We start from the raw sequence: 12,983 nt of genomic DNA, 5'->3' as shown, positions 1-12,983 counted from the left end.
CACGAGGGCCTGCAGGCGCTCGCGCAGGCGCAGGTTGGCGCCGACGCCGCCGGCCACCACCAGGGTACGGGCGCCAGTCTGCTGCAGGGCGCGATCGCATTTGATGGCCAGGGTTTCGACCACCGCGTCCTCGAAGCCGCGGGCAATGTCGGCGCGGGTGGCGGGGGTCTTGTCCGAAGCCTGCCAGGCCAGCAGTACCTGGGTCTTGAGGCCGGAGAAGCTGAAGTCCAGGCCGGGCCGGTCGGTCATGGGCCGGGAGAACTTGAACACGCCCGGGCGACCGGATTCGGCCAGCCGGGCCAGCTCCGGGCCGCCCGGATACGGCAAGCCCATGAGTTTGGCGGTCTTGTCGAAGGCTTCGCCGGCGGCGTCGTCCAGGGTTTCGCCCAGCAGGCGGTACTGGCCGATCGCGGCCACTTCCACCAGTTGGGTGTGGCCGCCGGAGACCAGCAGGGCCACGAAGGGCGGCTTCAGGTCGGGATCCTCGAGCAGCGGGGCCAGCAGGTGGCCCTCCATGTGGTGCACGCCCACGGCGGGCAGGTCCAGGGCCCAGGCCAGGGCCCGCCCGGCGGCGGCGCCCACCATCAGGGCGCCCACCAGACCCGGGCCGGCGGTGTAGGCCACGCCGTCGAGGTCGGTGACGCCCAGGCCGGCTTCGGCCAGGGTCTCGCGGATCAGAGGCAGCAGCTTGCGGACGTGGTCGCGGCTGGCCAGCTCGGGCACCACCCCGCCGTATTCGGCGTGCAGGGCGATCTGGCTGTAGAGGGTGTGCGCCAGCAGGCCGCGGTCGGTGTCGTAGACCGCCACGCCGGTTTCGTCACAGCTGGTTTCGATGCCCAGGACGCGCATGTGCCTGTTTCTTTAGGGTAAACCGCGGGATTCAAGGTCTTTCCGGGATATACGCTTGCCTGCGGCCCCGGAGCCCGCGTATCATACGCGGCTCGCCGGCCGTGCCGGGCGAAATCCACGTAATCCAGGAATTACACAATGCCGTCTGTAAAAGTCCGCGAAAACGAGCCGTTTGAGTTTGCGCTGCGTCGCTTCAAGCGCACCTGCGAGAAGGCCGGCGTGCTCGCCGAAACCCGCAAGCGCGAGTTCTACGAGAAGCCGACCCAGGAGCGTAAGCGCAAGGCCGCCGCCGCGGTGAAGCGCCAGCTGCGTCGCAGCTCGCGCGACGTCACCAAGCGCCAGCGCCTGTACTGAGCCGCTGTGGCCTTCAAGAAGCCGGCGCGCGTAAGCGTTGCCGGCTTTTTGTGTTTCTGATCCCCGGAGAAAACCATGAGCATGAAAGCCCAGCTGGTTGAAGACATGAAGACAGCGATGAAGGCCGGCGAGAAGGATCGCCTCGGCGTCATCCGCCTGATCAACGCGGCCATCAAGCAGAAGGAAGTGGACGAGCGGATCGAGATGACCGACCCGCTGGTGCTGGCCGTGCTGGAGAAGATGGTCAAGCAGCGCAAGGATTCGATCAGCCAGTACGACGCTGCCGGCCGCGAGGACCTGTCGGCGATCGAACGCTATGAGCTGGGCGTGCTTGAGGCCTACCTGCCGGCGAAGATGGACGAGGCTTCGATCCAGGCCGCCATTGACGCCGCCAAGGCCGAGACTGGTGCCGCCGGCCCGGCCGATATCGGCAAGCTGATGGCGGTGCTCAAGCCCAAGCTGGCGGGCCAGGCCGATATGGGCCTGGTGTCGCAGCTGGTCAAGAAGTCCCTGGCCGGCTGAGCCTCTTGTAGGAGGGCCTTCAGGCCCGAAGCTCTTGGCCGAAAAGCTTCGGGCCTGAAGGCCCTCCTACAGGGGCGGTCGACGGGTATTCTGGGCGCATGGATTTCAGCAAGGACATTCGATACCACGACTCGATCGCGGGCGAGTACGACGAGGTCGTGCTGGCGCCGCGCGAGGCGGCTACGCGCCGCCTGTTTGCGCCGGCGCTTCGGCGCTTGGCGGCGCAGGCGCCGTTCGGGCGGATGCTGGACCTGGGCTGCGGCACGGGGCATATGATCCGCCGCGCCGGGCCGTTGGCGCGCGAGGTGATCGGCGTCGACCACAGCGCCGGCATGCTGGCCTCGGCGCAGCGGATGACCGCAACCACGGGGCTGGGCCACGTGGTCTTCGAGCAGGACGACATCGAAACCTACCTGGCGGCACATCCCGACCACGCCGACCTGGTCACTGCGGTCGGCGTCCTTCACCACCTGGGCCAGGACGACCTGGACCGCGTGCTGGCCGCGATCCACCGCAGCCTGCGGCCCGGCGGCTGGGTGCTCCTGGCCGAGCCGGTCATCGAACCGGGCATGGCCGAACCCGCCGCCATCGCTCGCTGGAACCAGGCCTCGCTGGCCGCCCAACGCGGCCATCAGGACGCCGAGGAAGATCCGGACGAGGCGCCGCTGCCGTTCGCGCAGCTGCGCGCCGCCATCGCGCGCGCCGGCTTCACCCCGGTGCACGCGCAGCGCCACTGGGAGATCTACAACCACAGTGAGCGCCCGGGCCTGGTCGAACGGCTGCGGATCAGCTGGCTGCAGTGGCGCCATCGCGACACCGGCTTCATCTACGCCTGCCTCGCGCGCAAAGCCTGAGGCATACCGACATGGCCCGCCTGCCCGACGCATTCATTGACGACCTGCTGGCGCGCACCGACATCGTCGAAGTGGTGGGTTCGCGGGTGCCGCTCAAACGGCAGGGCCGCGAGTATTCGGCGCGCTGCCCGTTTCACGACGAGCGCTCGCCTTCGTTCACGGTGTCGCCGACCAAGCAGTTCTATCACTGCTTCGGCTGCGGTGCGCACGGCACGGCGATCAGTTTCCTGATGAATTACGACCGCCTCGAGTTCCTCGATGCGGTGGAAGACCTGGCCAAGCGCGCCGGCATGGAAGTGCCGCGCGACACCCGCCAGGCCAACCAGGGCAACGAGTCGCGCGAGCTTTACTCGGCGCTGGAAGCGGCATCGACCTTCTTCGTGCAGCAGCTGGCCGGCAGCAGCAAGGCGCGCGACTACCTGTCCGCGCGCGGCGTCGACGCCGAGAACCAGGTGCGCTTCGGCATCGGCTATGCCCCCGACGGCTTCAACGGCCTGAAGGACGCGCTGGGCACCGACGAACGCCGGCTGAGCCTGCTCGACAAGACCGGCATGCTTTCGCGCAGCGACAGCGGCCGCGTGTACGACAAGTTCCGCGACCGCGTGATGTTCCCGATCCACGACCGCCGCGGCCGCGTCATCGCCTTCGGCGGCCGCGTGCTGGACAAGGACGACGGCCCGAAATACCTGAACTCGCCCGAGACCGTGCTCTTCCACAAGGGCCGCGAACTCTACGGCCTGTGGCAAGTGCGTCAGGCGCATTCGAAGATTCCGAAGCTGGTGGTGGTCGAGGGCTACATGGACGTGGTGGCGCTGTTCCAGTTCGGCGTGAACACCGCCGTCGCCACCCTGGGCACCGCGACCACGCCCGACCACGCCGAGCTGCTGTTCCGCAACGCGACCGATGTCTACTTCTGCTTCGACGGCGACCGTGCCGGCCGCGGCGCCGCCTGGAAAGCGCTTGAATCGGTGCTGCCGCGCATGCGCGATGGCCGGCAGGCGTTCTTCCTGTTCCTGCCCGACGGCGAGGATCCGGATTCGATCGTGCGCAAGGAGGGCGCGACCGGCTTCGACGCGCGTTTGGCGCAGGCGATGCCGCTGTCCGAGTTCTTCTATGCCGAGCTGTCCAAGGACGTGAACCTGGCGGGCATGGAGGGCAAGGCGCGGCTGGCCGAGCGCGCCAAACCGCTGCTGGCTGGCATTCCGGACGGCGCCTTCCGCGACCTGATGCAGCAGCGCCTGACCGCGATCACCGGCGTCGGCCAGCGCGCGGCCGCGGCGCCGGCGGCGCAGGCCACGCCCTCGATGCGCGGCCGCGGCGGCAGCCCGGCGCCCAAGATCAGCCTGGTGCGCGCCGCCATCGCGCTGCTGGTGCAGCAGCCGGCCCTGGCCGAAACGATCGAGCCGCCGTATCGCTTCAGCGTGCTTCGACAGCCCGGTATTGCGCTGCTGATGGAGCTGATCGAGCTGTCGCGCGCGCGCCCCGGCATCACCGCCGGCGGCGTGCTCGAGCACTTCAGCGAACGGGAAGAAGGCGCGGCGCTGCAGAAGCTGGCGATGCAGGTTTTCCCGGGTGAAATAGACACGCTGCGGCTGGAGTTCCTGGACGCCCTGGGCCAGCTCGATCGCCAGACGCGCCAGCAGCGCCTGGACGAGCTGCAGGCGCGCATCAACGAAGTGGGTATGTCCGGCCTGGCTGACCACGAGAAGGCCGAGCTGCGCGAGCTCCACGCCAACCGCTAAAACCCTGTAGGAGGGCCTTCAGGCCCGAAGCCTTTCGCCAAAGAGCTTCGGGCCTGAAGGCCCTCCTACAAAGTCGGCGTTCGCGCGCTAAGGCGTTACCCTCAGGTCTGCGCTTCCGGAGGAAAGCACGATGTCCGCACCCGTTCGCTTCGAACTTGAGCCGATCCTGGCCCGCCTGCAGCAGCAGAGCTACGAGCTGCTCGCGGCGCTGCCCCTGTTCGTGCTCGCGCTGGCCATCCTGTGGCTGGCTTGGCTGTTCGGGCGCTGGCTGTCGCAGCGAGGCGTGCTGCAGCGGGTCGCCCGCAAGAACCCGTTCCTGCAGTCCCTGCTGCGCACCACGGTGCAGTGGATCGTCACCGGCGCCGGCGTTCTGGTGGCCCTGGACCTGCTCGATGCCACCGCCCTGGTCGGCGCGGTGCTGGGCACCGCTGGCGTGCTCGGCGTAGCGCTGGGCTTCGCCTTCAAGGACATCCTGGAAAACTATCTGGCCGGCATCCTGCTGAGCGTGCGCCAGCCCTTTGCCAAGGGCGACCACCTGGTGATCGAAGGCAACGAGGGCATCGTGGTCGCGCTGACCTCGCGCGCCACGATCCTGATGACGCCCGACGGCAACCACCTGCGCCTGCCCAATGCCCTGGTGTTTCGTGGCGTCACGCTCAACTACACGCGCAACCCCAGCCGCCGTTTCCAGTTCGATGTCGGCATCGGCGTCAACGAGGACCTGGTCGCGGCGCGAGCGCTCGGGCTGGAGGCGCTGGCGGGCATCGAAGGCATGCTGGCGACACCGCCGCCGCGCGCCCATATCGCGTCGCTGGGCGACTCGAGCGTGCAGCTGCGTTTCCACGGCTGGGTGGACCAGCGCGCGCACGATTTCCTGATGGTCCGCAGCGAAGCCATCCGCGCGGTGAAGCTCGCCCTCGACGCCGGCGGCATGGACATGCCCGAGCCGATTTACCGGGTGCAGCTGCATCAGGCATCGGGGCCGGCCATCGCGCCGGCGCATCGCGGGCCGTCGGCGCGTCCGGCGGGGGTCGCCGCCGTGGATACGCGGGCCACGACGGACCTGGATCAGCAGATCGAAAAAGACCCCGGGGTTGGCGACGAGGACCTGCTCGACCCGACGGCGAAGCGGGAATAGCGGCGCCAGTCAGTGAGACGCATCCTGTAGGAGGGCCTTCAGGCCCGATGCTCCTGGCGAAGAGCTTCGGGCCTGAAGGCCCTCCTACAGGCTGCGGTGGCTGGGCTATGCTCGGGGTTCTTTCCTGCCCGGGGGCTTTCGATGCGACTTTCACCCTTGATCCTTGCGCTGGCGCTGTGCGCGCCCGTGTTTGCCGCGACACCGCCGGAAGTGGTGCGTGAAGAAGTCGGCAGCCGCGTCAGCGAGAACGTGCCGGCGGTACCCGCCGAACTGGTCGAGCGCCTGAACCGTTACCAGAACACCCGCGGCGCCAGCTTCAGCGGCTGGCTGCCGGACGGCAGCCTGGTGATCAGCACCCGCTTCGGCGAAACCAGCCAGGCGCACCGCGTGCGCATGCCGATGGGCACGCGCGAGCAGCTCACCTTCTACCCGGAACCGATCAGCGCGGTGAACCCCGCGCCCGGTGCCAACGGCTTCGTGTTCGGCAAGGACGTCGGTGGCTCCGAGTTCTGGCAGCTGCACTGGTTCGACCTCGAAACCCGTGAGGTGACCCTGCTCACCGACGGCAAGCGCAGCCAGAACTCCAGCCCGCTGTGGTCGGACGACGGCAAGCAGCTGGCCTGGTCGAGCACCGCCCGCAACGGCACCGACTACGACCTCTGGGTCCGCGACATGGCCACCGGCGAAGCGCGCATGGTGCTCAGCGAAGGCAGCCTGTGGAGCGCCAGCGGCTTCTCGCCCGACGGCGGCAAGCTGCTGGTGACGCGCTACGTCTCGATCAACGAGTCCTATCCGGGTGAACTCGACCTGGCCACCGGCAAGCTCGAGATGTTCCCGGTCGACGGCGGCCGCGCGGCCTTCGGCGGCTTCAAGTACGCGCCCAATGGCCGCGGCGTCTATTTCATCTCGGACGAAGAGCGCGCGTTCCGCACCCTGCGCCACCACGAACCCGAGGCCGGCCGCCCCACCCTGCTCAGCGGCGACATCCCCTGGGACGTCGAGGGCTTCGAGATCAGCCCCGACGGCCACCACCTCGCGTTCTCCACCAACGAGGACGGCATCGGAAAGCTGCACGTCATCACCCTGCCCGGCCACACGCCCGTCGTGCTGCCCGCGCTGCCGGTCGGCGTGATCGGAAACTTCGGCTTCTCGCCCGACGGCCAGCGCCTCGCGATCACCCTCAACACCGCCACCTCGCCCAGCGACGTGCACGTGATCGAATTGGCCGAGCAGCGCCTGGTGCAGTGGACCGCCAGCGAAGTGGGTGGACTGGACGTAGGCAACTTCCGCGAACCGACCCTGGTGCGCTACGAGACCTTCGACGAAGTCGACGGCAAGCCGCGCACCATCCCGGCCTTCTACTACCGGCCGGCCGGCGACGGTCCGTTCCCGGTGGTGATCAACATCCACGGCGGCCCCGAGTCGCAGTCGCGCCCCAGCTTCAACCCGACCGTTCAGTTCATGCTCGAGGAACTGCAGGTGGCCGTGCTGGTGCCCAACGTGCGCGGCTCGGCCGGCTACGGCAAGGACTTCCTGCAGCTCGACAACGGCATGCTGCGCGAGGACTCGGTCAAGGACATCGGCGCCCTGCTCGACTGGATCGCCCAGCAGCCCGAACTCGACGCCAACCGCGTCGGCGTCTCGGGCGGCAGCTACGGCGGCTACATGGTGCTGGCCAGCATGACCCACTACAACGAGCGCATCCGCGCTGGCGTTGACGTGGTGGGCATCTCCGATTTCGGCACCTTCCTGGCGAACACCGAGAGCTACCGCCAGGACCTGCGTCGCGCCGAATACGGCGACGAGCGTATCCCGGAAATGAAGGCCTTCCACGACCGCATCGCGCCGCTCAACAACGCCCACAAGATCACGCGGCCGCTGTTCGTCGCCCAAGGCCTGAACGACCCGCGCGTTCCGTGGACCGAAGCCGAGCAGATCGTGAAGGCCGTCCGCGGCAACGGCGGCGACGTCTGGTACCTGCTCTACAAGGGTGAGGGCCACGGCTTCCGCAAGAAGTCGAATAGCGACTACTTCGGGGCTGCCACGATGCTGTTCTGGCAACAGCACCTTATCAACGCCAAGTAATCCGCCTTCCGGAGCCCCTCCTTGCGAGGGGCTTCTCTTTCTAGCCGGCGGCCGGGAGGAACTCGAGGGCCGGCGCGGCCGCAACCGCCGGCAGCAGCCAGTGGTCGGCCAACAGGAAAGCGAACAGCGCCATCAGATAGACGATGGAGTAATTGAAAACCTTCATCGCGTACAGCTCGCCCGGCGGATTGAGCAGCCGGATGGCGTAGTAGAGGAACATCGCGCCCAGCACGAGCGCGCCGCCCAGGTAGAAGATGCCGCTCATCTTGGTGGCCCAGGGAAGCACCGTCACGGCAAGCAGCAGCACCGTGTAGAAGAGAATCTGCCAGCGCGTGTAGGTGACGCCGTAGACCACCGGCAGCATCGGGATCAACGCCTTGGCGTAGTCGTCGCGACGGAAGATCGCCAGCGCCCAGAAATGCGGCGGCGTCCACACGTAGATGATCAGCACCAGCAAAAGCGCGTGGTCATAGTGCAGCGGCGCGCCGGCCAGGCCGAGGAATGACACGCCTGCAGGCCAACCCTTGATCGCCGCCCAGCCCAGCAGCGGCGGCGCGGCGCCGGCCAAACCACCGATCACGATGTTCTGCGGCGTGGCCCGCTTGAGCCAGCCGGTGTAGACGATCGCGTAGCCGATCAGGGATGCGAAGGTCAGTGCCGCGGTAAAGCCGTTCACGAGCAGGGCCAACAGCGCCATGGACACCACGCCGAGGACGACGGCGAAGGCCAGCACCTGCATCGGCCGCAAAGAGCCGGTGGCGAGCGGACGATGCTGGGTGCGCGCCATCAGTACGTCGATGCGCTGGTCGAGCAGGTGGTTGATGGCAGCAGCCGAGGCTGCCGCCAGCCAGATGCCGAGGGCGCCGAGCACGATGCGCGCCCAGGGCAGGGCTTCGCCCGGTTCGATCGCCAGGAACATGCCGATGATCGCGGTGAATACGATCAAGGCCACGACGCGCGGCTTGGTCAGTTCCCAGTAGGCGGCGAAGGGCGTGCTCACTCGGGCGCCCGGAGCCTGGCCAGCAGCCCCACGACGGCAAACAGCAGCAGCGCGGCGCCGGCGTTGTGCGCGGTGGCGACCCACAGCGGCAGGCCGAGCATCACGTTGCTGATACCCAGGGCGACCTGCGCCGACAGCAGCACCAGCAGCACCACGCCCCAGAACACCAGGCCCGGCGTGCGCAGCATGCGCAGGCAGACCACCAGCAGGTGGCCGACGACCAGCAGCGCCATGATCCGATGGCTCATCTGGATGGCCGCGCGCGCGGGGCCGTCCAGCACGCCGCCTTCATAGTCCACCCCGATACCGCGCCAGAGGACGAAGCCTTCGCGGTAGTCCTGTTCGGGCCACCACTGGCCCAGGCAGGTCGGGAAGTCGACGCCGCAGGCCAGGGCCGCATAGTTGGCGCTGGTCCAGCCGCCGAGCGCGATCTGAACCACCAGCAGGCCCAGCCCGATCCAGAGCAAGCGACGCAGGCGCGGCGCTTCCGCCAGCACCAGCGCGCTGCCGGGCGTGGTTTTCCAGGCCAGCCAGGTCAACATGGACAGGGTCAGCAGGCCGCCCAGCAGGTGGGCCATCACGATCACCGGCTTCACCAGCCAGATCACGGTCCACATGCCCAGCACGGCCTGGAAAATGATCACCATCAGCAGCAGGCTGGCGAAACGCGAGGCGTCGGTGCTTGAGCCGCGCATGGCGTGCGCGAACAGCATCAATTCCGCCACGATGACCAGCGCGACCGACAGCCCATGGTTGGAGGCGAAGCTGCCCTCGATGCCGGTGTAGACCGGGATGGACAGCGCGACCAGCGCGGACGCGGCCAGCACGCTGGCGATGCCCAGTTTCTGGCGGCGCGCCGCCAGCAGCGCCAGCGCCAGCACCAGCACGCCCAGCAGCGCGGCGATATGGCGGTGGAACTGTTCGCGCCAGGCCTTGCTGACTTCGACCACGCGTTCGTAGCTTTCGTTGGCGCTGGCGATCTCGTGGTCCAGCGTCGGCCAGGTGGCCTTGCCGTAGCAGGTCGGCCAGTCCGGGCAGCTGAGCCCGGCGTTGGACAGGCGGACGAAACCGCCGAACACGATGACGCACAGGGCCAGCAAAACGGCGACCCAGGCCAGGCGGTGATAATTCCGATTGGGGCTGTTCATGAGGTCCTACTTCAACACACGTCCGAGGTCCTTGCGCAGGCCGGACGGATTGAAGCCCGGGGCGTAGCGCAGGACGAGATAACCATTCGCGTCGGCGAGGTAGACCGGCAGCGCATCGGCGCGGGCCTGGTCGGGCAGCCTGGCCTGCAGCGCCGCGCTGGGCTGCATCGGCACCAGGCCGCTGAACTCCGGCGCGCCGGCGGGCAGGTCGCCGAACCACAGCACCTTGAGCTTCTCGGCGTGGCGGCCTTCGGAGTACCAGACCCGGTGCAGCGCGTTGAGCAGCTGCGCGCAGGGCTCGCCGCAGTCGGCGGGCGGCGCCACCACGATGTGCCAGTGGCGCTCGGCCGGCTGCCACTGCCAGGCGCTGCCGTCGGCGCGGGCCAGGTCCAGGTCGCGCAGGTCCGGATACGGCGACAGCATCTCGCCGATGTTGCGGGTCACGCCGGGCTTCCAGCCGCTGAAGAACAGCGTGGCGGCGACACCGAAGCTGCCCAGGAACATGGCGGCCACCAGCAGCAGCGCGATTCGCGAACGGGTTTGTTTGGAAACAGTCATGGGCGTCGGCGCAGGTTGAGGACGATCAGGATGACGAGGGTAGCCACGGCCAGCCCAAACCACTGGACGGCGTAGCCGCGATGTTTCTCGGGCGGCAGGGTGTTGCCCAGCAGCGCCAGGTCGCGCGCGTGGCCCAGCGCAATCGCCGGGTCCAGGCGCAGCACGCGTTCGGCCAGCGGCGCTGCGGTCGACCAGGCGGCGCTGACTTCGACCGGATCGAGCCGCGTCGCCAGCCAGGCGCCGTCCTGCTCGACCAACCCCGGACCCAGCCGCAGCCCGACCGAAGGCGGCGGCACCAGTAGCCCGGCCAGCGCGTGCTCACCGACCGGACAGTCCACCGCAGGCAGCCGGCGGTCCGGCGCCACCGGCAGCCAGCCCATGTCCACCAGCAGCGGGCGGGCGCCGCCTACCGGTACGACCGCGCAATACAGACGCATGCCCACCTGTTGGCCACGGCGCTGATTGTCCAGCCACAGGCGCGGCGTTGCCGTGAAGCGCGCGCGGCCCGCGACCCGATCAATCGCCGAGGCCTGACCGGTGAGCGCGGTGAGCAGATCGCGCGGCGGCGCCGCCAGCGCGGCATCGGCGGCCGCCAGCTGGTCGCGTTTGCTGTCCTCGCGTGAAAGCTGCCAGCGCCCCAACTGCGCGAAACCCAGCACAAGACACAGCCCGAGAACGCTTAGTACCAGACGGCGATTCACGCCAACACGGCGCCGGAGGCGGATAATGCGGCCTTTCCCAGACACCGGGCGCTTGTCGTGCAGAAACTCCTCATCATCGCTTTCCTGATCGTGATCCTCTGGAACCTCGGCGCCGGCCTGTATTACATGATGGTCGACAAGGGTAAAACCGACCGCACCGTGAAATCGCTGACCTGGCGCATTGGCCTATCGGTAGGGCTGTTCCTGTTGGTCGTCGCCGGTATTTTTACCGGCGTGATCAAGCCGCACGGTATCGGCGGTTGACCTGAAACAGAAGGGCCGGCGCGATGGCCGGCCCCGCGTTGTTTTTGTAGGAGGGCCTTCAGGCCCGAAGCTTTTCCGTGAAGAGCTTCGGGCCTGAAGGCCCTCCTACATGGTCAGAGTACGTAGACGAAGAGGAACAGGCCCAGCCAGACCACGTCCACGAAGTGCCAGTACCAGGCTACGGCTTCGAAGGCGAAGTGGTGGTCCTTGCTGAAGTGGCCCTTCAGGCAGCGCAGCCACATGATCGCCAGCATCAGCGTGCCCAGGAACACGTGCATGCCGTGGAAGCCGGTGAGCATGAAGAACGTGGAGCCGTAGATGCCCGAGCCCATCGTCAGGTTCAGGTCGCGGTAGGCGTGGATGTATTCCTCCGCCTGATAGAACAGGAAGACCGTGCCCAGCAGCACCGTCGCACCCAGCCAGACCAGCAGCGCCTTGCGCTGCCCGGCCTTGAGTGCGTGGTGGGCGATGGTGATGGTGACGCCGGACGCCAGCAGGATCAGGGTATTGATCAGCGGCAGGCCCCAGGCCGGGATGGTCTGGAAGCTGCCGCCCAGCCCCGCCGGGCCCGCGGACGGCCAGCCGGCAGTGAAGCCTTCCCACAGGAACTGATTGGTGAGGGCACCGTCGCCCTCGCCCGACAGCCAGGGCAGCGCGAACTGGCGCGCATAGAACAGGGCGCCGAAGAAGGCCGCGAAGAACATGATCTCGGAGAAGATGAACCACATCATTCCCATGCGGAACGAGGCGTCCACCTGGGCGTTGTACTTGCCCGCCAGCGACTCGCTGATGACGTTGCCGAACCAGCCGAACAGCACCGCCAGCGTGGCCACCAGGCCGACGTAGAACACCGGCTGGCCCCAGGCCTGGCCGTTGAGCCAGTTGGCGACGCCGATCATGGTCATGAACAGCGTGATCGAGCCGACGAAGGGCCACGGGCTGTGGTGCGGGACGTAGTAAACGTTCGGATCGTCGTGAGTCTGTGCCATGGGATTCCCCGGTATTCCTGTAAGGCGTGCGATCAGGGCGCGCTGCGGGCGGTGGACGGCACGGGGCCGGCCTCACCCACCAGGCGCGCCGTGGCCGGCTCGTTGCTGAAGAAAGTGTAGGACAAAGTGATGGTGGTGATGTGCTCCGGCAGGTCCGGATCGACCACGAAGCGCACCGGCATCAGGCGCTCTTCGCCCGCCGTGAGCATCTGCTCGGTAAAGCAGAAGCATTCGGTCTTGTTGAAGAACGTGGACGCCGTGGACGGCGCCACCGACGGCGCGGCATTGCCCACGATGGCGTGGTCGGATGCATTGCGCGCGACGTAATTCGCCTCGTAGGTACGGCCCGGATGCACCTGCATGCTCAGCACCTGCGGCTTGAAGGCCCAGGGCAGCTTGGAGTTCACCGTGCCGTCGAACTCGATGGTGATGGTGCGCGATTCGTCCACGACCATGCCGGCCACGTGCTGTTCACCGGCCGGGCCCTGTTCGAGCTTGATGCCGAAGACCTTCTCGCAGGCAATCCGGTACAGCGGCACCAGCGAGAAAGCGCCGACGAAGGACAGCACCGACACCATCGCGATGGTGCGCAGGCTGGAATTGACCGAAGGCCGGCTCACGGCAGCATGACCGACAGCAGGAAGGCCGCATAGATCCCGACCGCCACCAGACCCACGGCCCACGCGGTCAGGCGCGTGCCGCGGCGGCGCTTTTCCAGGTGGGACTTTTCAGGAGGCTGGGTCATGTCGGGCTCGATGTCCTTGGGGCGATGTCCTTGG

Annotated in this window: 15 protein-coding genes; 7 read left to right on the top strand and 8 right to left on the bottom strand. The window is 67.8% G+C overall.

Annotated features, from left to right (window positions below; translation table 11 throughout):
• Positions 1-849 (bottom strand): tRNA (adenosine(37)-N6)-threonylcarbamoyltransferase complex transferase subunit TsaD (tsaD, locus tag ACYVGY_RS00645; RefSeq protein WP_460455561.1); only part of this gene is annotated, 849 nt, incomplete at its 3' end.
• Between the two features lie 138 nt (positions 850-987).
• On the opposite strand from tsaD, the gene rpsU reads away from it, so the two are divergent.
• The 6 genes from rpsU to ACYVGY_RS00615 all read left to right on the top strand — a co-directional run bounded on the left by rpsU (position 988) and on the right by ACYVGY_RS00615 (position 7,544).
• A complete protein-coding gene (gene rpsU, locus ACYVGY_RS00640) occupies positions 988-1,203 on the top strand; it encodes a 30S ribosomal protein S21 (protein WP_002808376.1) in 216 nt (71 codons plus the stop codon).
• Positions 1,204-1,278: 75 nt separating this feature from the next.
• Entirely contained in the window at positions 1,279-1,725 is a 447-nt protein-coding gene (locus tag ACYVGY_RS00635; protein WP_460455560.1) for a GatB/YqeY domain-containing protein, read from the top strand.
• A gap of 98 nt (positions 1,726-1,823) precedes the next feature.
• Entirely contained in the window at positions 1,824-2,579 is a 756-nt protein-coding gene (locus ACYVGY_RS00630; RefSeq protein ID WP_460455559.1) for a class I SAM-dependent DNA methyltransferase, read from the top strand.
• An 11-nt stretch (positions 2,580-2,590) separates the two neighbouring features.
• A complete protein-coding gene (gene dnaG, locus ACYVGY_RS00625) occupies positions 2,591-4,321 on the top strand; it encodes a DNA primase (protein ID WP_460455558.1) in 1,731 nt (576 codons plus the stop codon).
• A 130-nt stretch (positions 4,322-4,451) separates the two neighbouring features.
• Positions 4,452-5,459, top strand: coding sequence for a mechanosensitive ion channel family protein (locus ACYVGY_RS00620; protein ID WP_460455557.1), 1,008 nt, complete (start codon positions 4,452-4,454; stop codon positions 5,457-5,459).
• A 141-nt stretch (positions 5,460-5,600) separates the two neighbouring features.
• Entirely contained in the window at positions 5,601-7,544 is a 1,944-nt protein-coding gene (locus tag ACYVGY_RS00615) for a S9 family peptidase (protein ID WP_460455556.1), read from the top strand.
• Between the two features lie 40 nt (positions 7,545-7,584).
• Here ACYVGY_RS00615 and cyoE read toward each other — a convergent pair whose 3' ends face one another.
• From cyoE to ACYVGY_RS00595, 4 genes are read right to left on the bottom strand one after another with little or no spacing between them, the layout of a single operon-like run.
• Positions 7,585-8,544, bottom strand: coding sequence for a heme o synthase (gene cyoE, locus ACYVGY_RS00610; protein ID WP_460455555.1), 960 nt, complete (start codon positions 8,542-8,544; stop codon positions 7,585-7,587).
• Positions 8,541-9,692 (bottom strand): COX15/CtaA family protein, encoded by a 1,152-nt coding sequence (locus ACYVGY_RS00605; protein WP_460455554.1) that lies wholly within the window; start codon positions 9,690-9,692, stop codon positions 8,541-8,543. Before ACYVGY_RS00605 ends, cyoE begins: the two co-directional genes overlap by 4 nt.
• Before the next feature lie 6 nt (positions 9,693-9,698).
• Positions 9,699-10,250, bottom strand: coding sequence for a hypothetical protein (locus tag ACYVGY_RS00600; RefSeq protein WP_460455553.1), 552 nt, complete (start codon positions 10,248-10,250; stop codon positions 9,699-9,701).
• A complete protein-coding gene (locus ACYVGY_RS00595; protein WP_460455552.1) occupies positions 10,247-10,951 on the bottom strand; it encodes an SURF1 family protein in 705 nt (234 codons plus the stop codon). Before ACYVGY_RS00595 ends, ACYVGY_RS00600 begins: the two co-directional genes overlap by 4 nt.
• Positions 10,952-11,008: 57 nt before the next feature.
• On the opposite strand from ACYVGY_RS00595, the gene ACYVGY_RS00590 reads away from it, so the two are divergent.
• Positions 11,009-11,215 carry a twin transmembrane helix small protein gene (locus ACYVGY_RS00590; protein ID WP_460455551.1) on the top strand — a complete coding sequence of 69 codons (207 nt, stop codon included), beginning with the start codon at positions 11,009-11,011 and terminating at the stop codon, positions 11,213-11,215.
• A gap of 113 nt (positions 11,216-11,328) precedes the next feature.
• On the opposite strand, the gene ACYVGY_RS00585 is transcribed toward ACYVGY_RS00590, so the two are convergent.
• Genes ACYVGY_RS00585 through ACYVGY_RS00575 form a run of 3 tightly spaced genes read right to left on the bottom strand, consistent with a single transcriptional unit; the run spans position 11,329 to position 12,949 of the window.
• Positions 11,329-12,204 carry a cytochrome c oxidase subunit 3 gene (locus ACYVGY_RS00585; protein WP_460455550.1) on the bottom strand — a complete coding sequence of 292 codons (876 nt, stop codon included), beginning with the start codon at positions 12,202-12,204 and terminating at the stop codon, positions 11,329-11,331.
• Between the two features lie 32 nt (positions 12,205-12,236).
• Positions 12,237-12,824 carry a cytochrome c oxidase assembly protein gene (locus ACYVGY_RS00580; protein ID WP_460455549.1) on the bottom strand — a complete coding sequence of 196 codons (588 nt, stop codon included), beginning with the start codon at positions 12,822-12,824 and terminating at the stop codon, positions 12,237-12,239.
• Positions 12,821-12,949: a hypothetical protein gene (locus ACYVGY_RS00575; RefSeq protein ID WP_460455548.1), complete on the bottom strand. Its 129-nt coding sequence runs from the start codon at positions 12,947-12,949 to the stop codon at positions 12,821-12,823. The genes ACYVGY_RS00580 and ACYVGY_RS00575 overlap by 4 nt, the downstream gene beginning before the upstream one ends.
• Between the last annotated feature and the right edge of the window lie 34 nt (positions 12,950-12,983).

This window comes from Arenimonas alkanexedens (assembly GCF_054781355.1).
Note: the sequence above shows the minus strand (reverse complement) of the source record. Positions and strands in the feature narration are given on the sequence as shown.